Below are 21,481 nucleotides of genomic sequence, written 5' to 3' on the forward strand. Positions count from 1 at the left end.
TAATTTATTGAGCAAACGGGGAATTGGTTTCATAAGAGCGGTTATATAAAGCGTCCGAAACCAGATAGTCATAAATCTCATCAACGATCTCGATACCGTTGACGGCGCTGTTTTTCTCATTGATATCCAGGTTCTGCCCGGGGTAATACACCTGGTTAAATCCGGGCGCTGGCGTGATGGCGTTTAATTCACGCATGGTGTCGCTGATATGCTGGCGGAATAGCGCGCTGGAGGAGAAAAATGCCGGGTTGATGACGATATGCAGCTGGCCCAGCTCGCGTCCCTGGCTCAGGTTGTCGTACATAGAGCTGACCTGGCGGCCGAAGGGGAGATTGAGCAAAATGCCGGAGAGGACGTCGATCATCATCATCAGGCCGTAGCCTTTCGGGCCGGCTGCCGGAAGCAGGGCGTGAACGGCAAAAGGATCGCGGGTCGGCGCGCCGTTTTTATCCACCGCCCAGCTATCGGGAATGGTTTCATGGCGCGAGCGGGCGTCGAGAATTTTCCCCCATGCCTGTACCGTGGTGGCCATGTCGAAGGTGATGATATCATCGCCCTCGCCGGGCGCGGCAAAGGCCAGCGGGTTGGTTCCGTAATAGATTTCCGCCCCGCCAAAAGGCACGACCATCGGGTCCGACTGGCACAGCGAAATCCCGATTAGCCCGGCGCGGGCGGCCTGCCGGGTGAAGTAAGAGATCGCTCCGCTGTGGCCCATACGCCGGATGCCGACCACGGCCACGCCGTTTTCCCTGGCCAATTCTATCGCGTGCTCCATGCCCATTTTGGCGGCCACCTGACCGGCGGCATTATCGGCATGCAAAATACCGCTGCAGGGGCCGTTCTTTTCAAAGGTGAAGGTGGGATGACGATTGGTTCCGCCTTTTGAAATACGTTCCGCATAATATTCAACGCGAACCGCGCCGTGCGAATGAATACCCCTGGCATCGGCATAAACCAGTACATCGGCAATGATATCCGCATGATTGCGAGTAAGCCCTGCTGTATTCAGCTTATTGGCAATAAGCTGATGAAGTGTTTCCCGACTGACTTTCATCTGTCTTCCTTTTAACGACGGTGTAGAGCCTGACTGCCAAATAAAATACGGGGAAAATAAACTTAAATTGTGATCTGTATTGGTAAAAATAGTTAGTTAGATTTTATTTAATAATCACCGTGGGTTTGTCAGAAGGGACCCGGTTAATCTATTCATTAAAAAACTCGGGCTAATGCCTTCGGCTTTATTTGAAAGCGTCTTGTAATAATTCTCATGTGATTCCGGTCACGCCGTCGATAATTTTATCCCGTTAGCCTGATGGCAGATTAACCATGCTCATTCAATTGCAATGGGTGCAATTATTGGGGAGTTATTATGATCCATGCCTTTATTAAAAAGGGCTGTTTCCAGGATTCGGTCAGCTTAATGATTATTTCACGCAAGCTGAGCGAGTCGGAAAATGTCGATGATGTTTCAGTCATGATGGGCACACCGGCAAATAAATCGCTGTTGGAAACGACCGGGTTCTGGCACGACGATTTTGCCAGCGCGACGCCAAATGACATTTGCGTGGCGATCCGCACCGATTGCGCGGATGCGTCGGTTACGCAAATGATCGCTGCCCGTCTTGATGAGGCCCTTACCGCCCTGGCGCAGGGGAGCGGGCAAAGTCAGAGCCTGAGCGTGGTTCGCCGCTGGCAAAGCGCAACGCAGAAGCTACCGCAGGCCAATATGACCTTAATTTCCGTTGCCGGGGAGTACGCCGCGGAGCTTGCCCATCAGGCGCTCAGCAGCGAGAAAAACGTCATGATCTTCTCCGACAACGTCACGCTGGAAGATGAAATCGCGCTCAAAACCCGCGCCCGTGACAAAGGGCTGCTGGTCATGGGGCCGGACTGCGGCACCGCCATGATTGCCGGCACGCCGCTGGCTTTCGCCAACGTTACGCCGGAAGGCAACATCGGCGTTATTGGCGCGTCCGGCACCGGTATTCAGGAGCTGGTCTCGCAGATTGTCCTCGGCGGCGAAGGGATCAGCCATGCGATCGGTCTCGGCGGCCGCGATCTGAGCGCCGAAGTGGGCGGTATCAGCGCGCAAACGGCGCTGGAAATGCTGACCCAGGATGCGCAGAGCCAGGTGCTGGCCTTTGTTTCTAAACCTCCCGCCGAAGCGGTGCGTCTGAAGATCATCGCCGCCATGAAGCGCAGCGCGAAACCGGTGGTGGCGCTATTTCTCGGCTATACGCCGCCGATCGCCCGCGATGAAAACGTCTGGTTCGCCCGCACGCTTGACGAGGCCGGGCGTCTGGCCTGCCTGCTGGCGCGAGTGGGGCGGCGTCAGGCAAGCCTTCCCGCGGTGGCGGGCAAGCAAATTCGCGGCTTATACACCGGCGGTACGCTAGCTGCTGAATCCGCAGGATTGCTGGCAGAACGGCTGAACATTACCCCTGATGCGCATCACCCGCAGGGCATGATGCTCAACGCGCAGGGGCACCGGGTCGTCGATCTTGGTGACGATTTTTACACCGTCGGCCGTCCGCATCCGATGATCGACCCCTCTCTGCGCAACCAGCTGATTGCCGAACTTGGCGCGGAAACTCAGGTTGGCGTACTGCTGCTGGACGTAGTGATTGGCTACGGCGCCACCGCCGATCCGGCCGGCTCGCTGGTCGAAGCATGCCAGCGGGCGTGGGCGACCAGAGCCGACGATAGTCCGCTGCACGTTATCGCGACGGTGACCGGAACCGAAAGCGATCCGCAGTGCCGCTCCCGTCAGATTTCAGTCCTTGAAGATGCGGGGATCGCCGTGGTCGATAGCCTGCCTGAAGCTACCTTGCTTGCCGCCGCGCTGATTAGCCCGCCGCGGAAAGCCGCTCCTGCCCCGCGCGCCGGCCTGCTGGACGGCGTGTCGGTGATTAATGCCGGCCTGCGCAGCTTTGCGCTCGATTTACAGACCGCCGGAACGCCGGTTGTTCACTATCAGTGGGCGCCGATTGCCGGTGGGAATAAGAAACTGGCTCGTTTATTAGAACGTTTGCAATAAGAGGTCTCTATGTTTACATCAGTGGCGCAGGCCAATGACGCAGTAATAGAACGAATTCGTAATGCACGTCCGCACTGGCTGGATGTGAAGCCAGCGGGTTCTTTAATCGGGGCGCTGAATCAAAACAAAACGCTGCTCCACGCCGGGCCGCCGATGCGCTGGCAGGAGATGACCGGTCCGATGAAAGGGGCCTGCATTGGCGCCTGCCTGTTCGAAGGCTGGGCGCAGGATGAGAAAACGGCCCACGCGATGCTGGAAAACGGCGAGATTACCTTTATTCCCTGCCACCACGTTAATGCCGTAGGGCCGATGGGCGGTATTACTTCGCCGAATATGCCGATGCTGGTCGTGGAGAACATCGCCGAAGGTAACCGCGCGTATTGCAACCTGAACGAAGGCATTGGCAAGGTGATGCGTTTCGGCGCCTACGGCGAAGACGTGCAGCAGCGCCTGCGCTGGATGCGCGATGTGCTGATGCCCGTCCTCAGTGCGGCGCTGAAACAGATGACGCGCGGCATTGATCTCACCGCGATGATGGCGCAGGGCATCACCATGGGCGATGAGTTCCACCAGCGTAATATCGCCACCTCCGCGCTGCTGATGCGCACGCTGGCACCGCATCTGGCGCGACTCGACCACGACAAACAACAGATCGCCGAAGTGATGGATTTTCTCGCCATCACCGATCAGTTCTTCCTCAACCTGGCGATGGCCTACTGCAAATCAGCGATGGATGCCGGGGCGCAGATCCGCGCCGGCAGTATTGTCACCGCGATGACCCGCAACGGCGATATGTTCGGTATTCGCGTTAGCGGACTGGGCGACCGCTGGTTTACCGCACCGGTGAATACGCCGCAGGGGTTGTTCTTTACCGGTTTCTCTCAGGAACAGGCCAACCCGGATATGGGCGACAGCGCCATTACCGAAACCTTCGGCATCGGCGGCGCGGCGATGATTGCGGCGCCGGGGGTGACCCGCTTTGTCGGCGCTGGCGGAATGGAGGCGGCAAAATCCGTTTCGGAGGAGATGGCGGAAATCTTCCTTGAGCGCAATATGCAGTTGCAGATTCCTGGCTGGGATTTCCAGGGTGCCTGTCTTGGACTGGATATTCGCCGGGTGGTTGAAACCGGTATTACGCCGCTCATTAACACCGGGATCGCCCATAAAGAAGCGGGGATCGGCCAGATTGGCGCCGGAACCGTCAGAGCGCCGCTGGCCTGTTTCGAGCAGGCGCTGGAAGCGCTGGCGGACGAACTGGGCGTGAGTTGAGGTAGCGCGATGGAGAGGATTCGTCCGCTGATAGGCAGCGTCGATGCGCCGGATCATCGCCAACCGTGGCGAACCGGCGGCCTCTGGCGGCGCACCATTAACCTCTATGTTGCAGGCGGCGCGCTGCTGACGCTACATCATCGGGGGCAGGGCGTGAGCCCCGGCGGATGGGTTGTTCGTCATCGCGATTTTATCCGGCTGCACGCGGCGCTGCGGACGGGGGCGTCGCCGATAGCGCGGAATGACGGTATTCAGGTCGGCGATCTTTTGCTGATGCCGCCGCGCAGGCGCTGCTCCCTGCGGCTCCGCTGTCAATCCGTAAACGCTTATCTCCCGCCAGCGCTGATGAGTCGACCGGAGGAGACCGGGCTGTTCGGGCCGCTGTCGCAGGCTATCGAGCTGCGGCAGCATCCCGAGCTGCGCCAGCTTCGCCACTGTTTTGCCTCCGCGCTGGCCGGCAACGCCGTCGACTGGCGCCTGTGGCTGGGCAAGGGGCCGGGCCTGACGCCCAGCCTGGACGACATGCTGATCGGCATGATGCTGGCGGCGTGGCGCTCGGGGCGCATGTCACCCTGCGGCGGAAGGGCATTTTTTCGCGCCTCCGGCGATCTGCGCGCGGCCACCACTCAGGTGAGCGTCAACTATTTACGCTACGCCAGCGAGGGGCGCTTCGCTTCGCCGCTGATGCATTTTGCCTGCGCCCTGCAACGTGGACGACGTCTCGAGCCCGCCGTCGAAGCGCTGCTGGCGATGGGGCATACCTCCGGCGCCGACACGCTTCTGGGATTCTGGCTGGCGCAACATCTTATCTAAGGACTTTTTATGAAAACGCTGGTTGTTGCCCTTGGCGGCAACGCTTTATTACAGCGCGGGGAAGCGCTGACCGTAGAAAATCAGTACCGCAATATCGATAGCGCGGTTCCCGCGCTGGCGCGTCTGGCGCAGACGTATCGGCTGGCCATTGTGCACGGCAACGGGCCGCAGGTGGGTCTGCTGGCGCTGCAAAATCTGGCCTACGGCGACGTTGAGCCCTATCCGCTGGACGTGCTGGTCGCGGAGAGCCAGGGCATGATTGGCTATATGCTGGCCCAGCGCCTGGCGCAGGAATCACTCATGCCGCCGGTATCGACGGTGATGACCCGCATTACAGTCTCGTCAAACGATCCGGCCTTTTCGGCGCCGGAGAAGTTTATTGGTCCGGTTTACGATCCGGAGCTGCAAAAACGGCTGGAAGATGAGTACGGCTGGAGGATGAAGCGCGACGGTAAATATGTGCGTCGGGTGGTTCCTTCGCCGACGCCGGTGAGGATTGAGGAGAGCGAGTCGATTGAGCGTCTGCTGGGTGAGGGGCACGTGGTGATATGCTGCGGCGGCGGCGGAATTCCGGTGCTTGAGAGCGGGCAGGGCGCAGAGGCGGTGATTGATAAAGACCTCGCTGCCGCGCTGCTGGCGGAGCAGATTGATGCCGATGGCCTGGCGATCCTGACCGACGCGGATGCGGTATATGAACATTGGGGCACCCCCATGCAGCGACCGATCCGCGAAGCGACGCCGGAAGAGCTGGCGCCTTTTGCCCGCGACGACGGCGCGATGGGGCCGAAAATCGCGGCGGTAAGCGGCTACGTGCGCCGTCGGGGCAAGCGGGCGTGGATTGGGGCGCTGTCACGTATCGATGACACCCTTGCCGGGCTGGCGGGAACCTGCATTAGGCCCTGATGCACAGATAAAATCACGCGGCGAAGCAGACGCTGAAATATCCTGCGCTCTTTCCCCGGGGGCGGCGCTCGACGCGCCTTGCCCGGGCTACGGGTTCGTGCAGTTTGCGGATTTTGTTGAATGGCTCCGGGGCAAATGATGGTTGGTCTGGTAGCCCGGCTAAGGCGCAGCGCGCCGCAAGCCGGGATTCAGGCGAAGGATTATGCCAGAGAGGTAGCCCGGACAGGTGCGCAGCACCGCCTCCGGGACTGTGGAGAGCTGGATTACGCCAGCTGCGCCTGTGCCCAGAATACACCGCTGGCGTATTCCGGCGGCAGCAGCGGCTTCAGCGCTTCCAGCGTCGCGCTCAGGCGATCGGTATCGCTGTCGGTCAGGTTCAGGTGGCCGACTTTACGTCCCGGACGCACCTCTTTATCGTACCAGTGCAGATGCACCAGCGGTAGCTTCAGCCAGTCATAGTTGAGATCGGTACCGATCAGGTTGATCATCACCGACGGGCTGTTCACTACCGGCGGCGGCAGCGGCAGATCGGTAATCGCCCGCAGATGAAGCTCAAACTGGCTGATGGACGCGCCGTTCTGCGTCCAGTGGCCGCTATTGTGCACGCGTGGCGCCAGTTCGTTAATCAGCAGACCATCAGCGGTGACAAAACACTCCATCGCCATCACGCCAACGTAGCCCAGCTCATTCATGATCGCCGTCAGCATTTGTTCGGCCTGCGCCTGCTGGCGGGCGTTGGCCTGCGGAAAGGCGACGCTGGCGCGTAAAATACCGTCCTGATGCAGGTTGCGGGTCAGCGGATAGAAGACCGTGCTGCCGTCCCGGGCGCGTGCGCCGACCAGCGACACTTCGGCGGAGAAGTTAATCCCCTGCTCAACGATACACTCGCCGTAGTTATCATCCGGCAGCTGCGCGGTTTCATTTTCCCGCAAACGCCACTGACCGCGGCCATCATAGCCGCCGACGCGGCGCTTAACGATAGCCAGCTCGCCGAGACGGGCGAATACCGTCGGCCATTCGCTTTTCTCCGCCAGAAGCTGCCACGGCGCGGTAGCGAGCTCTAGCTTATCGAACAGCTGCTTTTGCGTCAGACGGTCGGCGATAACCGGAAAAACGTCGCGGTTGACGAAGGCGGAATGACGTGCCAGCTCGCGGGTCAGCGCCGTTTCCGGCCAGCGTTCAATCTCTGCGGTAATCACGCTTTGCTGTACCGGCACTGCTTCCGGGTCGGCTTCGAGACCGACCGGCCAGACCGCAATACCCAGCGGTTCGCCAGCCTGGCGCAGCATTCGGCCTAGCTGGCCGTTACCGAGAACGCAAACTTGTTTCATGCCGCACCCCGCGGATCCGGGTTATCCAGCACTTCATCGGTTTGCGCCTGGCGCCAGGCGCTGAGGCGCTGGTGCAGTTCCGCATCGTGCTGGGCGAGGATCTGCGCCGCCAGCAGGGCAGCGTTGGCGGCACCGGCTTTACCGATAGCCAGCGTACCAACCGGGATACCGCGCGGCATCTGAACGATGGAGTAGAGGCTGTCTACGCCGCTCAGCGCTGCGCTCTGCACCGGCACGCCCAACACCGGCACCAGCGTTTTCGCCGCAATCATGCCCGGCAGATGCGCCGCGCCGCCCGCACCGGCAATAATCACCTGAAAACCATTGCCTTGCGCGCCTTCGGCGAAGCTGAACAGTTTATCGGGGGTGCGGTGGGCGGAGACCACTTCGACATGGTACGGAACGTTCAGGGCATCAAGGATTTCTGCGGTAAACTGCATGGTAGCCCAGTCGCTTTTGGACCCCATCACGATGGCGATACGCGCCGAATTATTGCGGGAAGACATGCGTCTTAAAACTCCTGTGGGTGTGTTGCACACTGCTTTAGAGGCCACAGAGAATAGCATGAACTCCCGGCAAGGAAAACGGTTGCGTGCGCATGGCTAGCCCTCTTTTGTCTCGTCGTGACTGGGGGCAACGCGCCGGTTATGGGCGGTGGTCGCGCTGGCAAAAAAGGTAAAAACCAGCACCACTCCCCAGGGCAGCATAAGAATGCTCATGACCAGCATGTATATTTGCACAAAGCGGTCATCATGGGGACGTGTGCAGAGCAGATAGATTGCGTAAAAATAGAGCACCCAGAGTAAAACTGCGATTCCCACTACGCTGAGCGAGCCGAGGTAGATAAACGCCAGACCGAAAAAGCTTACCGTAATCGGGGCGATGACGGCGATAACCATTCCCCAAATCAGGGGCTGACTCCACTTTTGCATGCTCGTTCCTTGAGAGTGGTTTGCTGGAAAATTAACCTGGGGTTAAACGTCAGGACAGCCATTCTGCTGCCTGAAGTGCTTTTTCGGAATAGTGCTTGCTGGAACTCAGAAGGGGAACTGAATCAGTTCGACCTTTTCGGCCGTCACTTTGACCATTGAACCTTCGCTATGCCATGCGCCCAGAACCACGCGATATGCGGATTGACCGTTGGCTTCTAGCGGATGGACGGCAGGACGGTGCGTATGCCCGTGAATTAGCCATTGAACGTGATGTTTTTCCATAACGTCAACGACCGCCTGTGGATTCACATCCATAATTTCCATCGACTTGCTGCTGTTGGCCGCTTTGCTGTCGGCGCGCATTCTGGCAGCGATACGGCGGCGGATAAACAGCGGTAGGGCCAGAAACAGGCGTTGGATCCAGGGATTGTGCACTTTCGCGCGAAACGCCAGATAGCCGGCATCGTCGGTGCAGAGGGTGTCGCCGTGCATAATCAGCACCTTGCGCCCGTAGAGGTCGAGAAGCTTCTCTTCCGGCAGCAGGGTCATGGCGCTTTCGCGGGCAAAGCGCTGACCGACGAGAAAATCGCGGTTGCCGTGAAGGAAGTAGCAGGGGACGCCGGAATCGGCCAGCGCTTTCAGCGCTGAAGCAATTTGCCGATGCAGCGGGTTGGGATCGTCATCGCCGATCCAGGCTTCAAACAGGTCGCCGAGGATATACAGGGCGTCCGCCTTGCGGGCTTCCCCCTGTAAAAAGCGCAGAAAACCGGCGGTAATCGCCGGTTCTTCCGTTTGCAGATGTAAATCCGCAATAAAAAGTGTCGCCACGAATTATTCGCTGACGGTGACGCTTTTGATCACAACATCTTCTTTCGGCACATCCTGATGCATGCCGCTGCGGCCGGTGGCGACCGCTTTGATTTTGTCGACCACGTCCATACCCTCAACGACTTCTGCGAATACGCAGTAGCCCCAACCCTGCAGGCTTTCGCCGGAGAAGTTCAGGAAGTCGTTATCGGCGACGTTGATGAAGAACTGCGCGGTGGCGGAGTGAGGCGCCTGAGTACGGGCCATCGCCAGGGTGCCGCGGGTGTTTTTCAGACCGTTGTTAGCTTCGTTCTGAATAGGAGACTTGGTGGTTTTCTGATTCATGCCCGGCTCAAAACCGCCGCCCTGAATCATAAAACCGTTGATGACACGGTGGAAAATGGTGTTGTCGTAGAAACCTTCACGACAGTAGTCCAGGAAGTTTTTAACTGTTTCCGGCGCTTTGTCGTCAAACGTCTTGATTACGATATCGCCATGATTGGTGTGGAAAGTAACCATTTTTGCATCCTGTTCCGATGATTGTGGTGCCTGCACCCGGTGTCGGGTGAGATATAGGGGGCTGTTATAGCATAACCGCGAGGTTGGATCACCTTGCAATGTGTGCTGCTTCGGGGTTGAATTAAGGTTAGAATACGCGACTTATATCCACACACGTCTACACGGAATCTTCGATGTTAAAAATTTTTAATACACTGACGCGCCAAAAAGAAGAATTTAAACCTATCCATGCCGGGGAAGTTGGCATGTACGTGTGTGGTATTACCGTTTACGACCTCTGTCACATCGGTCATGGCCGTACCTTCGTCTCCTTCGACGTGGTTGCGCGTTATCTGCGTTTTTTAGGCTACAAGCTAAAGTATGTGCGCAACATCACCGACATTGACGACAAAATCATCAAGCGTGCCAATGAAAACGGCGAGAGCTTTGTTGCGCTGGTGGACCGCATGATTGCCGAGATGCACAAAGACTTCGACGCGCTGAATATCCTGCGCCCGGATATGGAGCCGCGAGCGACTCATCACATTGCGGAAATTATTGAGATTACCGAGCAGCTGATCGCTAAAGGCCACGCGTATGTTGCCGACAACGGCGACGTTATGTTCGATGTCCCGACCGATCCGAACTATGGCCAGCTGTCGCGTCAGGATCTCGACCAGCTGCAGGCCGGCGCGCGCGTTGATGTCGTTGACGTCAAGCATAATCCAATGGACTTTGTGCTGTGGAAAATGTCGAAAGAGGGCGAGCCAAGCTGGCCGTCGCCGTGGGGCGCGGGCCGTCCGGGCTGGCACATTGAGTGTTCAGCGATGAACTGCAAACAGCTGGGCAACCATTTTGATATTCACGGCGGTGGTTCGGATCTGATGTTCCCGCACCATGAAAACGAAATCGCCCAGTCCACCTGCGCCCACGACGGCGAGTACGTGAACTACTGGATGCACTCCGGGATGGTGATGGTTGACCGCGAGAAGATGTCAAAATCGCTGGGCAACTTCTTTACCGTGCGCGACGTCCTGAAGTTCTATGACGCGGAAACCATTCGCTACTTCCTGATGTCCGGCCACTATCGCAGTCAGCTGAACTACAGCGAAGAGAACTTAAAACAGGCGCGTTCCGCGCTGGAGCGTCTGTATACCGCGCTGCGCGGAACCGATAAAACCGCAGCGCCGGCCGGCGGCGAAGCGTTTGAAGTGCGCTTCATTGAAGCGATGGACGACGATTTTAATACTCCGGAGGCTTATTCCGTGCTGTTTGATATGGCGCGTGAGGTTAACCGCCTGAAAACCGAAGATGCCGCCGCGGCCAACGCGATGGCGGCGCATATGCGTAAGCTCTCTGCGGTGCTCGGTCTGCTCGAACAGGAGCCGGATGCCTTCCTGCAGAGCGGCGCGCAGGCGGACGACGGGGAAGTGGCGGAAATCGAGTCTTTGATTCAGCAACGTCTGGACGCGCGTAAAACGAAAGATTGGGCGGCGGCGGATGCCGCGCGTGACCGTCTCAATGAGATGGGCATCGTGCTGGAAGATGGCCCGCAGGGTACCACCTGGCGCCGTAAGTAGTCTCATTCTCTCTTTTTAGCCGGGGCCATCCCCGGCATTTTTTTGCCCTGACTCAGGCTAAGAAACGAAGCGCGGTCCTGATTTCGCCTTCGCACGCTCCTAACCAGCGGCTGAAGCGTTCGTCGCAGGCGGAAGTGCAGGTTGCCGGAGGCAGCCAGGGGACCGGCTGTGCTACAAAGGACGTGGTATCGGAAGATGGCGGCGCTGACTGAAGTGCAGGAAAACGAGAGACCATCTGTCGGGGTGGGGGGACAGGCGCCGGTTGCGGCGCCTGAACGTGTTACTCGGTAACGGTAACGCTCTGACCTTCAAAGCTGACCGTCTGACCGGCGACGATTTTACAGCGTTTACGGGTTTCCACCGCACCGTCGACTTTGACCAGACCGTCGGCGATAGCGATTTTAGCCTGCGCGCCGCTTTCGCTCCAGCCTTCCAGCTTCAGCAGATCGCACAGTTCAACGTGCGGGTGTTTGCCTAAAGAAAAATTCGCCATCTCAGGCCTCCTGAATATCGTGATACTCTTCACACGCCTGCAGCGTGTTCTGAATGAGCGTGGCTACGGTCATCGGGCCGACGCCGCCGGGAACCGGCGTAATGTACGACGCGCGCGCGGCGGCATCTTCATAAACGACATCGCCAACCACTTTGCCGCTTTCCAGGCGGTTAATCCCGACATCGATCACGATCGCGCCTTCTTTAATCCACTCGCCCGGAATAAAGCCCGGTTTACCTACAGCCACAATCAGCAGATCGGCGTTTTCAACGTGATGACGCAGATTTTTGGTAAAACGGTGGGTTACGGTGGTAGTACAGCCTGCCAGCAGCAGCTCCATGCTCATCGGGCGTCCGACGATGTTGGAGGCGCCAATGACCACCGCGTTCAGGCCGTAGGTATCAATGTTGTAACGCTCGAGCAGCGTGACGATCCCGCGCGGCGTGCATGGACGCAGGCGCGGGGCGCGCTGGCACAGGCGGCCAACGTTATACGGGTGGAAACCGTCAACGTCTTTGTCCGGCGAAATGCGCTCCAGCACTTTGACATTATCAATGCCGGCGGGCAGCGGCAGCTGAACCAGGATGCCGTCGATAGCGCTATCCGCATTCAGGGTGTCGATAAGTTCCAGCAGCTCTGCTTCGCTGGTGGTTTCCGGGAGATCGTACGAGCGGGAGACGAAGCCTACCTCTTCACACGCTTTGCGCTTGCTGCCGACATAAATCTGCGATGCCGGGTTGCTGCCGACCAGCACGACGGCCAGGCCTGGTGCTCGAAATCCGGCCGCCACGCGAGCCTTCACTTTTTCCGCAACCTCAGAGCGTACCTGCTGCGCAATCGTTTTACCGTCAATAATTTTTGCTGCCATCAGAGAGAGGATTCCATCTGTATCTTTACGAAAGGGGGATGGCGATATTTTGTCAGAAGCCAGCCTCGCTGTCAGTCTTCGTTTAAGATTTTATCTTGCTTTGGTAAGGCGACCGCTGCAATCCCTGCATAATCCTGCCGCGAGCGGAGCCAAAAAGCGCATGGAGTCGAAAGCAAAGTTACCGTGCATAAACATAAGGTTGAATAAACTTTATACTCCTTTCGCAGCTAAACCAGGCAGGTTGCGCAGACAACCGCAGTTTCGCGGCAAAATACATTGACTCATCAGGCGTGGACCGTATAATTCCGGCGATTGCACATCACGAAGCTCCCGCTTCTCAATGCGCCCTTAGCTCAGCTGGATAGAGCAACGGCCTTCTAAGCCGTAGGTCACAGGTTCGAATCCTGTAGGGCGTGCCATTTAAAATCAACAAGTTACGCTAGTTTTAATCCAGCCTGATTTCCTCCTTGTGTCGTATTTGTGTCGCTAGCGCCAAAAATGGCGTCAATTTTCCGTGCGTGTTCGGTCAGGTGGTTCGGTGCCAGGTGAGCATAACGGCGCACCATCTCGATGCTCTCCCATCCTCCCATTTCCTGCAAAACAGAAAGCGGGACGCCGGACTGTATTAACCAACTTGCCCAGGTGTGCCGAAGGTCGTGAAAACGGAAATCCCCGATCCCCGCTTTTTTCAACCCGGCACGCCAGGCGTTATTGTCATCCACCCGCATTTTTCTCACCGCGGGCGTCAACGTTCCATCAGGGCGATGTTTTGCCGTGGTGTGAACGAACACCCACCGGGAGTGCTTCCCTATCTGGTCCCTTAATACCCTGCATGCGGTATCATTCAGAGCTACGCCAATCGCCTTGCCCGCTTTTGCGTTCTCCGGATTTACCCATGCAACCTTTCTCTGCATATCGACCTGCTGCCACTCAAGCCCGATGATGTTTGAGCGGCGCAGTCCGGTCGCCAGTGCAAATATCACCACTGGCTTAATGCTCTCCGGCATGCACTCGATCAACCGCTCAGCTTCTTCTCTGGTCAGCCACCGTATCCGCTTACTGATAGGCTTGCGGGTTTTGATAACAGGAGCTGTTTTTATCCAGCCCCAGTCATTCGCCGCAGCCCTGAGAAGGGATCGAATGAAGGAAAGGTGTTGCGCCTTCGTCGCCTGTGAAACCTGACATGGCTTGTACTCAGGAACAGGCTTACCCTTCCTCAGCGCGGCATCACGCTTACTCTCCCACACCTGCAGGTGTTTACGGTTGATCATCCCGTTAACGGCTTCATGCACTTCCTCCGCCGTTATCTTCGAGACATCACGGCCGGAAAAATGCTGCAGCCAAAACTCAATTTTGGTTTTGTCATCATCAAGCGATCGCTTATGGTCCTTTTCCCGCAGCCACCGGATGCAGCACTCTTCGAAGGTTCTGACGGGCAGGTCGCCAATCTGGTCAACCCGCCACGCTTCCGCCTTCAGCTTGTCGTGGAGCTCCTGAGCCTGCTTTTTGTCCCCCGTGCCAAGAGATCTCCTAACTCTTTTTCCTGACGGCGTAAAGAAATGACAGTGCCACACGCCGCCCCTGAGGGTGATTGACATAAAACTTCTCCTTTATGTTCACCCGCGTTCGCGATGACAGGATCGCGCGGGGTTTTCAAATATGCAATACAAGCCGCCTCAGTTGTTCTGTACTTGTTGCCGACCTTGCGGCCGGCGAGTTCTCCAGATTCGATGAGACGGTAGATCACCCGCGCCGACACGATGAGCAAATCGGCAGCCTGCTGTGCTGTTATCGGTTTGTCAGACGCCATATTTCCTCCCGGTTACGCCGCACGCTGGGCGCGCAGCGATTTAATGTGCTCGCTCGTCTCCAGTTCGGCGCGTATCTGCGTCGCCTCACGGTGATCGAGGTGCTCAAAATCATTGTTAAAACGGTCTACTGAAGCGGTGTTTATCCGGCCCTGTCGCCAGTAGCGGACTATCTGTGATGAGCAGCTGTGGATGATGACGGGCCAACCGTGCTGGTCAGCGTAAATCTGACCCCGTTGAATTAGCTGGAACATTGGTTAACTCCTGCGGCCCCTGCATCACCTGCACTTTTTTGCTACTCCTGCAATTCTTCGCTGCTCCTGAATCTTTTTCTTTCTCCTGCAGCATGAGGAATACAATCGCGACCGCGCGCAGCGGGTTGCGGTGAGTAGAGGTGACTCCCGATTCGTGTGATGCTGTCCATACGGTCTTGCCTGATGGGATGAGGCCGATCCGGCGTTTCTTCATTGCCGGGTAAAGCTCTTCGGCGCGCCGCAGCGGGAAATACCCGGTGTTCTGTACCGTGTTGAACCAGTTCCATGACAGCTGCGCGGCAGAACTCTCGTGCGGGTGAATGGTGGCGCTGTATTTTGGTTTGAGGAAATAGGCCAACCTGACGCTAATCTCCCCATCACTTAGCTTGCTGTAATCCATCATATCCCCCTCTGCTTATTCTTCAGCTCGATAACAGATTGGCATTCCGCGCACGTCTGACAGCCTGGAACGGCAGCGCGCCGCGGCGCTGGGATATCCTCGCCGCATTCCGCGCAATGCTCAGCTGATACGGCGTTGCGGTCGATGCGGTGAGCGGAAAGGGCAGCGTTACGCTGAAGCTCTTCAATCTCTGCTGCGGTATCGATGATGTCGGCCATAGTCAATGCTCCCGGAACTGTCGGTTAATTCGGTTGAAGGTGAACGCCAGCAATAAAAAGGGAGCCTTAAGCTCCATGGTGATTAGTGCCTTCATGCTGCACCGCCTTCATTCTTCTCGGCTTCGACCGCCATCTGCTCAAGACGTCGCGATAACTCGGCGGCAAGCGTCTGGAACTCTTCCTCGGTAGCCACCGGGATCGGCACAAAGCGAATCCCGATGTGTGCGAGGTGGTTGGCGATTTCGAGGCTTTTCCTCAAATCAACTGGTGATGCTCTGTTCATGCTGCACCGCCAACGTTTCGCAGCCAGATGCAGACGGCGCCATCTTCCGTTTCGTGAATTGAACCGACAAACCAACCATCACCGGCAGGGGGTTCGGGCTGCCACGCTGAGATGTCATAACCGTCCACATCGGGATCGACATCATCCTCATCGCGGAACTCCACTTTCCACTCAAGGCCGTTCTTATCCAACCAGGCGTTAAATTCATCAGGTGAGATAGACTCGCGCCCATCGCAAAATTCATCGTAAAGCGGGTGAGTCCAGTAGCCGTATTGGTCGCGTTCGACGGGTAGGGGTTTAAATTCTGTTGTCATTGTTCGGCTCCAAACCGCCCATTTAGGCGGCCAGTTTTGACGACGAACTCCAGGAGGCTAACTCCCAGAGCTTCAATTTTCTTGTGATGCTTGTTGATGATGGGAGGCACCGTTTCGTTCCAGTTAGGCTTTGGCTTCTTGCGCATGGCTTGCTGGATTTCATCGGTGCGGCGGCAGGCGGCGCGGATGGCGTTTTCATTTGCTGGTGTCATGCGGCCTCCCTGCGGGCGAGAAGTTTCGCCCCGAAAGCCATCAACTCGTCCCGGTCCACAGTTGCGAAGTGGCAGTGTGTACGCGGATACGGTCGCCAGATGATAAGCATCGAGCCTTTGTTATTTCCCGAGACAGGTTTACCGGTGACCGGGTTGATAAATGCCAGCCGCCCGGCGGTGATGAAGCGAACCTCGCTAGCAGTCTGGATCGCCTCTTTGAACCAGCCAACAGAAGTGTCTGCCGGAACCAGCATGACTGTGCCGATCTGATTGGCGCTCTCGGCGGCGGCCTTCTTAACAAATGGTGTAATGTCGCTGTATGGCGGGTTCAGCCAGACGTAGCCAGGCACATTAAGGTAATCAGCCCATGGCGTTTCAAGCGTATTCTGCTCGGCGGTGATGAACTTCCGGCATAGCGCGTTATGCGGCGCTGCGGCGGCATCAAGCTGGAAGCAAAACTCAGCATCAAGGGAAGCGAAAAGGGCTGGTGGAGTTCGCCAAAGGTCGCGCTGATCCGCTGGTGTTTTTGTTTCGTATACGTAATCCATCTTCACCTCACTATGAATTTTTGAGGATGGAGAATGCTGCCGCTGCCACTCGAGGAACCTGTCCATTGCCAAGGGCTTTAATTCGGTCCACCCTATGGGCCAGCCCATGAACCACTCGACCCATTCCGGGTTCAGCTGTCCATCCTGGTGTGGCTGCGACCCATCCGGCAATGGACGCATCTTTATCGCACTCGGTAAGTCTGGAGTTCTGCGTAGCCGCTCGCTTGGACAGTCGCCTCGGATCGTTGACTTCGCCGTGGGCCACAATCCACATCCTGTCTCTTTCATGGGGCGCCCCGCAGTTCGATGCTGAAAGACGAAACCACTCGCAGCCATACCCCATCTCGGCAAGGTCACCGATGACCACGGCAAGACCTTTTCCCCTGAGTCGCGGCGAATTTTCCACGCAGACGAATGCAGGTCGTACTTCACTGACGATTCTCGCCATTTCTGTCCACAGTCCGGAACGACGTCCGTTGATGCCGGCGCCATTACCATTTGCGCTAATGTCCTGGCAGGGAAACCCGCCAGAAACGACGTCAACAATTCCTCGCCATGGCTTTCCGTCAAAACTGCACACGTCAGACCAAATCGGGAAAGGTTTGAGGATTCCATCATTTTGTCGTTGCGCGAGAACTTGTGCGGCGTAGGCATCACGTTCAACTGCGCATACTGTCCGCCAGCCAAGGAGGATACCTCCGAGTATTCCTCCGCCAGCGCCTGCGAAAAGAGCCAGCTCATTCATGCCACCTCCTGCCTTTCCCGATATTCCTCAGCGAGCCGCTGCGCCTTTAATGGATTGCTGACCACTTCACCCAAAGGCATTAGCCAGCCGTTACCAATGAAGGGAAGGCACAGTGTGCCAACCCTGATGTCGTCGTGAGCGTGAGTCATAGCACTGACTCCATTTCGTCGATGTAGAGGCCCTGAGCAATCAGGCGGCGACGGCGGGCGGCACGCGCTATGCAATCCTGCCGTCTACCTTCCTGCGAGTGCTCTATGGCGCGCCGGGTGAACAACCGCGACTTACCCTGCGGCGTAATGACTTTTGGCTTTGTGACCAGGTCGAAAGTGCGGTCGCAGATGCCGTCCTCGTTAAGCCATTTTTTTGACTCAACTATCTGCGCTATCTGCCCTGAGCCGCGGGTAATGCCATTGGCCACCCGGTTAAACTCGATGAGAGTTACGCCGAATTTCTCAGCAATTTCGCTACCGGTGACCGGGCGGCCGCGCGTCTGAATCATCCAGATAACGCGTTCACGGAGGCCGGAGAATTGCCCGGTGCGCCCGGGCCGACGGTAGAAGGGTGTGCGTTTCATTTCCACTGCTCCCCGAACGTGAATCCGATCTCCGCCAGCGCCTCGTCCATCTTGCTGATGAACTCCGGCACCATTTCGTTGAAGTCGGACATGTATTTGTCGTCGCGCTCAACAACCACGTGGTGAATGCCTTCTCTCTTCATGCGAGGATCATAATTCGCGAAGTACCAGGCATCCTTGCCGGTTACCCACATGCTGAATTGCACCTGGGCCATGTAGGCGGATTTGATAGCCTCAAAGCCGCCAAGCCGGAATTTCATGAAGTCGCGAGAGGTGAAGGGGCACTTCAGCTCAAGGCCGCGGCCATCACTGCACAGGCCGTCTGGTGAGCAGGCGGTACGCATGCCTTCGTCCCGGAACAGGATCGGTGACTCGGTGACCTTCAAGTCAGTGGTGAACTCAAACAGCGCCCTGGCGTCGTCCTCGTACTGCTTCCCCCAGGCCAGGGCTTTGGCGTTAACTTCCGGCGCAGCGCCGGTACACACTTCGGCAAGGAGCGTAAGGAAATAGGACATCTTCATATCAGTCCACTTTTTGCCAGATCTTGGCTTGGCAATGACGTTGTGCACTTCAGAGGCAGTAATAACGCCGAGCCTGAGTTTATGCCACGCCTCATCCCCCTGTTGGATAGTGGTTACGTCAATACCGGTCCGGGCCAGGATAATATCTGGTGTCATGCTGCCGCCTTTTGCCTGAGGAACCCGAGAGCCTTAATACCTTCCAGTTCTGTCAGGTCGGCTGGCTGCGAGATAGGGCGTTTGAAAATGCGTGAACAGAGAGGGAGAAGATCGGCATCCCATGTCTTATCCAAGGAGACAAGCAGGTCGTTAATCTCTTTCTGCGTGGTTTCGCTAAGCGGCGTTATATCGCGCTCAGGCTGACGCTCTGCTGTAAAGTTGATACCTTCTTCGCCCTCGGTGTTAACGTGGTCTATGGCGGCGTCCAGGCGCTCACGGCGAGGCCAGTATTTTGCTGCCTGCTTCACGACTGTTTTGAGGATCATCTGTTCTTCGTCAGTGACCCATGGACACTTTTTACTGTTGTCAGATTTGTACTTCTTCCATGCTTCAGACCGGTCACGGATGGAGTAGATGGCATCGATGCGCATCGTATGGGTGAGGTAATCACCATCGTCAGTTTTTACCGTTACATACGCGCCTACGATGTCCCCGCGCTGCTCTTCAGTATCGAAGTCGTTGTAGATGTGGATCGGCGGCTTATCGAGCCCCTCGCGGCGGAACTGGTCGTTTCTGCGAACAATTGCCGACTGGCACCACTTAATGGCGCCAGACTGCTGCGCAATGTGCATCAGGCCCATGTAACTGATGTCGAGGCAAATTGCCCCTTTACGCGGAACCAGGTAAGCCAGCTTCTGGGCTGGGTTTAGCGAAATGCCGATGGCCGCAACGTTGATGATCGCGTTCTGCGTGCTGGTCTGGTTCTGGAATGCAACTTTCGCGAGGTAGTCGTTGTTCTGAAATAGCTGGATGGCGAACTGACTTTCCTTCGCCCACACCATCCGCTCGTCAGTGGCCGCCTTAATGAAAAGCGGCTCCTGTTGTTTGACGAAATCAACAAGGGTTAAGCTCATAATCCCTCCTTAAAAAGGGCAGGTTGAATGAAGGCGGTCCCACTCTTCTTCTGCACGGTCATAGCAAAGGTGAGTGATATAGTCGTTGTAATGCTCTAGTGCTCTATCACCGGTTAGCACTAGAGTGGCTGCTGTTGGAAGGAAGAGGGAGCGCATTGAAAGCGGGTCTTTCGGGAACATGGCGATCAATTCTTTCGCCCGCTCGTCGATCCATTTCTCTTTCTCGTCGGTGAGCTGCTGCTCAACCCAGCGCCGATCTTCAATGCGGTCGTAAGTGAGGTATGCGTTCATGGCTGAACTCCTGAAATTTGGATGTACGAATCCCGCCCGCTTGAAGCCAGGCAGATCGGTTTAATTGGTTGGTTAGTTGCTTAAGCCGTTTCCGCGTCCATCAAGGTAGATTTCGATAAGCAGGGCTTTGGTGTAGGTACGCTCGCATCCGCGGTGAAGGTACAACTTGCCGCGCTTGTGAGCTGATGCCGTCCAGGTGCCATCGCGATGCTTAACCAGCATGCCTGGCTGAACGGCACCGCGGTTAACGGTCTGGGTACCGTAGTGCTGACTAATCACGCAGGGCCTCCATCACAAACAAGGATACCAGCAGGTATATGGCTATTAAGCCAATGCAGATGCGGGTCAGGTTTCGCCAGCACCGGCGCGACATACCGCAACGACCATCATCAAATTCATCGTGATTCATATCACCCTCGTTGCCTTATCGCCGGCCAGCGGAACAAGAAAGACTTCTGCGCTTAATCTCTGGCGGTGGATGGCCGCCGGTTGTCATAAATGGGCAGACTCGAAAATCTGCCTATGTATGGCCGATAAAAAACCCGCCGGAGCGGGTCATGACACCTTCTGTAGTGCTGATGTGCGTGGGTAGTAAAACTTCGGTTTCGCCGTCGACCCTTCCTTCGGATCAACCTTTACGGTGTAACGCGTTTGTTTTTTGTATTCCCACACTTCCGTAATCACACCAGTTTTCGTCTTCCAGCTGCCCGCAGCCTGGCTTGACCACGTAACAACATCTCCTTTCTTAAACTCCATCGCCTTACCCTCTGTCGTTACCCGCTGATGCGGGAGAAATGCTTTGGCGATTGGATGGCCGGCGCTGATCTCCGGCTTACTGGTTAGAGCGCCCGCACTACCAGTGACTCTGTCTTGAGGCGCAGATTGGTTACTGCTTGCCATGAGCGCTGTGAATACATCGGTCGAGCATCAGCCTGCTCATTCATCCAATCCCAAAACATTCCCTGTTTTGGTCAGCGCCAACTCCCTGCCAGTGTTGCCCGTTCTCACGCCGTTCTCGCTCTCGCGCGGGGATACTCTCTCACCGACCGGATCGCACCCGGTGATACAGCACGTTTCTCGTGTAAGGGTCTAAACAGGTCATTGACGCTGTAAATCTGCATGTTGTTAAAAAGCAGGCGACTTGCTGTCCGCCGCTGGCTAACTTCGCTCAGCTGTCGATGTTTCGTTTCGATGGATTGATAATAGCTATGAGTATTATTGATATCAATACGTATTGGTATTGTTTAATAGCAATTGAAATTAAATGACTGATAGAGAAAGGAATTTATTTTTGTAAAAGATGCGTGACATGCTCAAAAAAAACATCAATGAGGGTATGGCTATGGCGCTAGGTATGGATATGGATCGGGATGAGTTACGCGAAGAGCGTGCAGCGTTTATCGCTTGCGAGATAGGTGGGGCGGTAGTTGATCTGATTATTGAGGGTGTAGCAATCAATCGTGACGTTATCGTTGACCAGCTGGAAGCAAAGCGCCGCTCCGTTGGGAACGTTATTCACAAAGGGTTACTACGGGATTCTGCGGAGTTCATGAGGAAAGGGCAGTAAAAACCCGGCGCGGTGGCCGGGTTAGGTTATTTCTTTTTGGTGGCTAATGCAGCCTGTTGAGAGCTGCTGCCACTACCAATCGGGAACTTAGCTGCTGCAAGTGCCTTGTAGGCGTTATCCACTACCTGTTGTAAGCTCACGCTTC

30 protein-coding genes and 1 tRNA gene are annotated in these 21,481 nt (G+C 56.6%); 7 read left to right on the top strand and 24 right to left on the bottom strand.

What is annotated here, in order from left to right; genetic code table 11:
• Nucleotides 1–4: 4 nt before the first annotated feature.
• Nucleotides 5–1,054 (bottom strand): ureidoglycolate dehydrogenase, encoded by a 1,050-nt coding sequence (gene allD / locus IAE27_RS01340; RefSeq protein WP_004099759.1) that lies wholly within the window; start codon nt 1,052–1,054, stop codon nt 5–7.
• A gap of 315 nt (nt 1,055–1,369) precedes the next feature.
• Between allD and IAE27_RS01345 the strand changes: the two genes are divergently transcribed.
• Genes IAE27_RS01345 through IAE27_RS01360 form a run of 4 tightly spaced genes read left to right on the top strand, consistent with a single transcriptional unit; the run spans nt 1,370 to nt 6,022 of the window.
• Complete coding sequence (locus IAE27_RS01345; protein ID WP_064370505.1) at nt 1,370–3,037, top strand: acyl-CoA synthetase FdrA; 1,668 nt, start codon at nt 1,370–1,372, stop codon at nt 3,035–3,037.
• 9 nt (nt 3,038–3,046) lie between these two features.
• On the top strand, nt 3,047–4,306 hold the full coding sequence (locus tag IAE27_RS01350; protein ID WP_004099762.1) for a DUF1116 domain-containing protein: 1,260 nt from the start codon (nt 3,047–3,049) through the stop codon (nt 4,304–4,306).
• A 9-nt stretch (nt 4,307–4,315) separates the two neighbouring features.
• Complete coding sequence (locus tag IAE27_RS01355; protein ID WP_004099764.1) at nt 4,316–5,119, top strand: DUF2877 domain-containing protein; 804 nt, start codon at nt 4,316–4,318, stop codon at nt 5,117–5,119.
• Between the two features lie 9 nt (nt 5,120–5,128).
• A complete protein-coding gene (locus IAE27_RS01360) occupies nt 5,129–6,022 on the top strand; it encodes a carbamate kinase (RefSeq protein WP_154022503.1) in 894 nt (297 codons plus the stop codon).
• A 263-nt stretch (nt 6,023–6,285) separates the two neighbouring features.
• On the opposite strand, the gene purK is transcribed toward IAE27_RS01360, so the two are convergent.
• The 5 genes from purK to ppiB all read right to left on the bottom strand — a co-directional run bounded on the left by purK (nt 6,286) and on the right by ppiB (nt 9,611).
• Entirely contained in the window at nt 6,286–7,353 is a 1,068-nt protein-coding gene (purK, locus tag IAE27_RS01365) for a 5-(carboxyamino)imidazole ribonucleotide synthase (RefSeq protein ID WP_053064670.1), read from the bottom strand.
• Nucleotides 7,350–7,859, bottom strand: coding sequence for a 5-(carboxyamino)imidazole ribonucleotide mutase (gene purE / locus IAE27_RS01370; RefSeq protein ID WP_024273859.1), 510 nt, complete (start codon nt 7,857–7,859; stop codon nt 7,350–7,352). Before purE ends, purK begins: the two co-directional genes overlap by 4 nt.
• A gap of 96 nt (nt 7,860–7,955) precedes the next feature.
• Nucleotides 7,956–8,285, bottom strand: a complete 330-nt coding sequence (locus IAE27_RS01375) for a hypothetical protein (RefSeq protein WP_070557225.1) — start codon at nt 8,283–8,285, stop codon at nt 7,956–7,958.
• A 105-nt stretch (nt 8,286–8,390) separates the two neighbouring features.
• Nucleotides 8,391–9,113: a UDP-2,3-diacylglucosamine diphosphatase gene (gene lpxH, locus IAE27_RS01380; RefSeq protein WP_070557226.1), complete on the bottom strand. Its 723-nt coding sequence runs from the start codon at nt 9,111–9,113 to the stop codon at nt 8,391–8,393.
• Nucleotides 9,114–9,116: 3 nt separating this feature from the next.
• Nucleotides 9,117–9,611 (bottom strand): peptidylprolyl isomerase B, encoded by a 495-nt coding sequence (ppiB, locus tag IAE27_RS01385; RefSeq protein WP_004099775.1) that lies wholly within the window; start codon nt 9,609–9,611, stop codon nt 9,117–9,119.
• 173 nt (nt 9,612–9,784) lie between these two features.
• Here ppiB and cysS point away from each other — a divergent pair, with 173 nt between their 5' ends.
• The gene (cysS, locus tag IAE27_RS01390; RefSeq protein ID WP_070557228.1) at nt 9,785–11,170 is read left to right on the top strand and encodes a cysteine--tRNA ligase; all 1,386 of its coding nucleotides are present in this window, start codon (nt 9,785–9,787) and stop codon (nt 11,168–11,170) included.
• 280 nt (nt 11,171–11,450) lie between these two features.
• Here cysS and ybcJ read toward each other — a convergent pair whose 3' ends face one another.
• Both ybcJ and folD read right to left on the bottom strand, forming a co-directional pair.
• Nucleotides 11,451–11,663 (bottom strand): ribosome-associated protein YbcJ, encoded by a 213-nt coding sequence (gene ybcJ / locus IAE27_RS01395; RefSeq protein WP_004099787.1) that lies wholly within the window; start codon nt 11,661–11,663, stop codon nt 11,451–11,453.
• 1 nt (nt 11,664) lies between these two features.
• On the bottom strand, nt 11,665–12,531 hold the full coding sequence (folD, locus tag IAE27_RS01400; RefSeq protein ID WP_004099791.1) for a bifunctional methylenetetrahydrofolate dehydrogenase/methenyltetrahydrofolate cyclohydrolase FolD: 867 nt from the start codon (nt 12,529–12,531) through the stop codon (nt 11,665–11,667).
• A gap of 342 nt (nt 12,532–12,873) precedes the next feature.
• On the opposite strand from folD, the gene IAE27_RS01405 reads away from it, so the two are divergent.
• Nucleotides 12,874–12,950 (top strand) — tRNA-Arg (locus tag IAE27_RS01405).
• Nucleotides 12,951–12,965: 15 nt separating this feature from the next.
• On the opposite strand, the gene IAE27_RS29510 is transcribed toward IAE27_RS01405, so the two are convergent.
• The 16 genes from IAE27_RS29510 to IAE27_RS01480 all read right to left on the bottom strand — a co-directional run bounded on the left by IAE27_RS29510 (nt 12,966) and on the right by IAE27_RS01480 (nt 20,048).
• Nucleotides 12,966–14,123 (bottom strand): site-specific integrase, encoded by a 1,158-nt coding sequence (locus IAE27_RS29510; protein ID WP_320159724.1) that lies wholly within the window; start codon nt 14,121–14,123, stop codon nt 12,966–12,968.
• Nucleotides 14,006–14,341 (bottom strand): helix-turn-helix domain-containing protein, encoded by a 336-nt coding sequence (locus IAE27_RS29910; protein ID WP_004151317.1) that lies wholly within the window; start codon nt 14,339–14,341, stop codon nt 14,006–14,008. The genes IAE27_RS29510 and IAE27_RS29910 overlap by 118 nt, the downstream gene beginning before the upstream one ends.
• 12 nt (nt 14,342–14,353) lie before the next feature.
• Nucleotides 14,354–14,593, bottom strand: coding sequence for a DUF4222 domain-containing protein (locus IAE27_RS01415; protein WP_200091532.1), 240 nt, complete (start codon nt 14,591–14,593; stop codon nt 14,354–14,356).
• Nucleotides 14,556–14,996, bottom strand: a complete 441-nt coding sequence (locus IAE27_RS01420; RefSeq protein ID WP_227685206.1) for a hypothetical protein — start codon at nt 14,994–14,996, stop codon at nt 14,556–14,558. Before IAE27_RS01420 ends, IAE27_RS01415 begins: the two co-directional genes overlap by 38 nt.
• The gene (locus IAE27_RS01425; protein ID WP_200091535.1) at nt 14,993–15,211 is read right to left on the bottom strand and encodes a TraR/DksA family transcriptional regulator; all 219 of its coding nucleotides are present in this window, start codon (nt 15,209–15,211) and stop codon (nt 14,993–14,995) included. Before IAE27_RS01425 ends, IAE27_RS01420 begins: the two co-directional genes overlap by 4 nt.
• A 91-nt stretch (nt 15,212–15,302) precedes the next feature.
• Nucleotides 15,303–15,494, bottom strand: a complete 192-nt coding sequence (locus IAE27_RS01430) for a DUF1382 family protein (protein ID WP_022650956.1) — start codon at nt 15,492–15,494, stop codon at nt 15,303–15,305.
• Nucleotides 15,491–15,808 (bottom strand): hypothetical protein, encoded by a 318-nt coding sequence (locus IAE27_RS01435; protein ID WP_200091538.1) that lies wholly within the window; start codon nt 15,806–15,808, stop codon nt 15,491–15,493. Before IAE27_RS01435 ends, IAE27_RS01430 begins: the two co-directional genes overlap by 4 nt.
• The gene (locus IAE27_RS01440; protein WP_200091541.1) at nt 15,805–16,020 is read right to left on the bottom strand and encodes a hypothetical protein; all 216 of its coding nucleotides are present in this window, start codon (nt 16,018–16,020) and stop codon (nt 15,805–15,807) included. The genes IAE27_RS01435 and IAE27_RS01440 overlap by 4 nt, the downstream gene beginning before the upstream one ends.
• Nucleotides 16,017–16,568, bottom strand: a complete 552-nt coding sequence (locus IAE27_RS01445; protein ID WP_200091542.1) for a phage N-6-adenine-methyltransferase — start codon at nt 16,566–16,568, stop codon at nt 16,017–16,019. Before IAE27_RS01445 ends, IAE27_RS01440 begins: the two co-directional genes overlap by 4 nt.
• A gap of 10 nt (nt 16,569–16,578) precedes the next feature.
• Nucleotides 16,579–17,313 (bottom strand): DNA cytosine methyltransferase, encoded by a 735-nt coding sequence (locus tag IAE27_RS01450; protein ID WP_200091544.1) that lies wholly within the window; start codon nt 17,311–17,313, stop codon nt 16,579–16,581.
• Entirely contained in the window at nt 17,310–17,462 is a 153-nt protein-coding gene (locus tag IAE27_RS01455; protein ID WP_200091546.1) for a DUF1317 family protein, read from the bottom strand. Before IAE27_RS01455 ends, IAE27_RS01450 begins: the two co-directional genes overlap by 4 nt.
• Nucleotides 17,459–17,887 carry a regulator gene (locus IAE27_RS01460; protein ID WP_200091548.1) on the bottom strand — a complete coding sequence of 143 codons (429 nt, stop codon included), beginning with the start codon at nt 17,885–17,887 and terminating at the stop codon, nt 17,459–17,461. Before IAE27_RS01460 ends, IAE27_RS01455 begins: the two co-directional genes overlap by 4 nt.
• Nucleotides 17,884–18,564 carry a lambda exonuclease family protein gene (locus IAE27_RS01465; RefSeq protein ID WP_200091550.1) on the bottom strand — a complete coding sequence of 227 codons (681 nt, stop codon included), beginning with the start codon at nt 18,562–18,564 and terminating at the stop codon, nt 17,884–17,886. Before IAE27_RS01465 ends, IAE27_RS01460 begins: the two co-directional genes overlap by 4 nt.
• On the bottom strand, nt 18,561–19,478 hold the full coding sequence (locus IAE27_RS01470; RefSeq protein ID WP_154023047.1) for a recombinase RecT: 918 nt from the start codon (nt 19,476–19,478) through the stop codon (nt 18,561–18,563). Before IAE27_RS01470 ends, IAE27_RS01465 begins: the two co-directional genes overlap by 4 nt.
• Before the next feature lie 9 nt (nt 19,479–19,487).
• Nucleotides 19,488–19,769, bottom strand: a complete 282-nt coding sequence (gene gamL / locus IAE27_RS01475; RefSeq protein ID WP_154023046.1) for a host nuclease inhibitor GamL — start codon at nt 19,767–19,769, stop codon at nt 19,488–19,490.
• Nucleotides 19,770–19,841: 72 nt separating this feature from the next.
• Nucleotides 19,842–20,048 carry a phage encoded cell division inhibitor protein gene (locus IAE27_RS01480; protein ID WP_015705909.1) on the bottom strand — a complete coding sequence of 69 codons (207 nt, stop codon included), beginning with the start codon at nt 20,046–20,048 and terminating at the stop codon, nt 19,842–19,844.
• 1,081 nt (nt 20,049–21,129) lie between these two features.
• On the opposite strand from IAE27_RS01480, the gene IAE27_RS01485 reads away from it, so the two are divergent.
• Nucleotides 21,130–21,336: a hypothetical protein gene (locus IAE27_RS01485; RefSeq protein WP_200091658.1), complete on the top strand. Its 207-nt coding sequence runs from the start codon at nt 21,130–21,132 to the stop codon at nt 21,334–21,336.
• Nucleotides 21,337–21,481 lie beyond the last annotated feature (145 nt).

Origin of the sequence: Klebsiella sp. S69 (assembly GCF_016516145.1) — a bacterium.
GTDB classification, from domain to species: Bacteria; Pseudomonadota; Gammaproteobacteria; order Enterobacterales; family Enterobacteriaceae; genus Klebsiella; species Klebsiella oxytoca.

Coding starts and splice junctions, on each gene's coding strand:
- ybcJ (WP_004099787.1), bottom strand. CDS start 11,663: ATGGCGAATTTTTCTTTAGGCAAACACCCGCACGTTGAACTGTGCGAT.
- purK (WP_053064670.1), bottom strand. CDS start 7,353: ATGAAACAAGTTTGCGTTCTCGGTAACGGCCAGCTAGGCCGAATGCTG.
- IAE27_RS01350 (WP_004099762.1), top strand. CDS start 3,047: ATGTTTACATCAGTGGCGCAGGCCAATGACGCAGTAATAGAACGAATT.
- IAE27_RS01485 (WP_200091658.1), top strand. CDS start 21,130: ATGGATCGGGATGAGTTACGCGAAGAGCGTGCAGCGTTTATCGCTTGC.
- folD (WP_004099791.1), bottom strand. CDS start 12,531: ATGGCAGCAAAAATTATTGACGGTAAAACGATTGCGCAGCAGGTACGC.
- allD (WP_004099759.1), bottom strand. CDS start 1,054: ATGAAAGTCAGTCGGGAAACACTTCATCAGCTTATTGCCAATAAGCTG.
- IAE27_RS01345 (WP_064370505.1), top strand. CDS start 1,370: ATGATCCATGCCTTTATTAAAAAGGGCTGTTTCCAGGATTCGGTCAGC.
- purE (WP_024273859.1), bottom strand. CDS start 7,859: ATGTCTTCCCGCAATAATTCGGCGCGTATCGCCATCGTGATGGGGTCC.
- IAE27_RS01465 (WP_200091550.1), bottom strand. CDS start 18,564: ATGACACCAGATATTATCCTGGCCCGGACCGGTATTGACGTAACCACT.
- IAE27_RS01455 (WP_200091546.1), bottom strand. CDS start 17,462: ATGACTCACGCTCACGACGACATCAGGGTTGGCACACTGTGCCTTCCC.
- IAE27_RS01440 (WP_200091541.1), bottom strand. CDS start 16,020: ATGACACCAGCAAATGAAAACGCCATCCGCGCCGCCTGCCGCCGCACC.
- cysS (WP_070557228.1), top strand. CDS start 9,785: ATGTTAAAAATTTTTAATACACTGACGCGCCAAAAAGAAGAATTTAAA.
- IAE27_RS01430 (WP_022650956.1), bottom strand. CDS start 15,494: ATGAACAGAGCATCACCAGTTGATTTGAGGAAAAGCCTCGAAATCGCC.
- ppiB (WP_004099775.1), bottom strand. CDS start 9,611: ATGGTTACTTTCCACACCAATCATGGCGATATCGTAATCAAGACGTTT.
- IAE27_RS01355 (WP_004099764.1), top strand. CDS start 4,316: ATGGAGAGGATTCGTCCGCTGATAGGCAGCGTCGATGCGCCGGATCAT.
- IAE27_RS29910 (WP_004151317.1), bottom strand. CDS start 14,341: ATGGCGTCTGACAAACCGATAACAGCACAGCAGGCTGCCGATTTGCTC.
- gamL (WP_154023046.1), bottom strand. CDS start 19,769: ATGAACGCATACCTCACTTACGACCGCATTGAAGATCGGCGCTGGGTT.
- IAE27_RS01420 (WP_227685206.1), bottom strand. CDS start 14,996: ATGATGGATTACAGCAAGCTAAGTGATGGGGAGATTAGCGTCAGGTTG.
- IAE27_RS01470 (WP_154023047.1), bottom strand. CDS start 19,478: ATGAGCTTAACCCTTGTTGATTTCGTCAAACAACAGGAGCCGCTTTTC.
- IAE27_RS01425 (WP_200091535.1), bottom strand. CDS start 15,211: ATGGCCGACATCATCGATACCGCAGCAGAGATTGAAGAGCTTCAGCGT.
- IAE27_RS01375 (WP_070557225.1), bottom strand. CDS start 8,285: ATGCAAAAGTGGAGTCAGCCCCTGATTTGGGGAATGGTTATCGCCGTC.
- IAE27_RS01460 (WP_200091548.1), bottom strand. CDS start 17,887: ATGAAACGCACACCCTTCTACCGTCGGCCCGGGCGCACCGGGCAATTC.
- IAE27_RS01415 (WP_200091532.1), bottom strand. CDS start 14,593: ATGTTCCAGCTAATTCAACGGGGTCAGATTTACGCTGACCAGCACGGT.
- IAE27_RS01360 (WP_154022503.1), top strand. CDS start 5,129: ATGAAAACGCTGGTTGTTGCCCTTGGCGGCAACGCTTTATTACAGCGC.
- IAE27_RS01435 (WP_200091538.1), bottom strand. CDS start 15,808: ATGACAACAGAATTTAAACCCCTACCCGTCGAACGCGACCAATACGGC.
- IAE27_RS01450 (WP_200091544.1), bottom strand. CDS start 17,313: ATGAATGAGCTGGCTCTTTTCGCAGGCGCTGGCGGAGGAATACTCGGA.
- IAE27_RS01445 (WP_200091542.1), bottom strand. CDS start 16,568: ATGGATTACGTATACGAAACAAAAACACCAGCGGATCAGCGCGACCTT.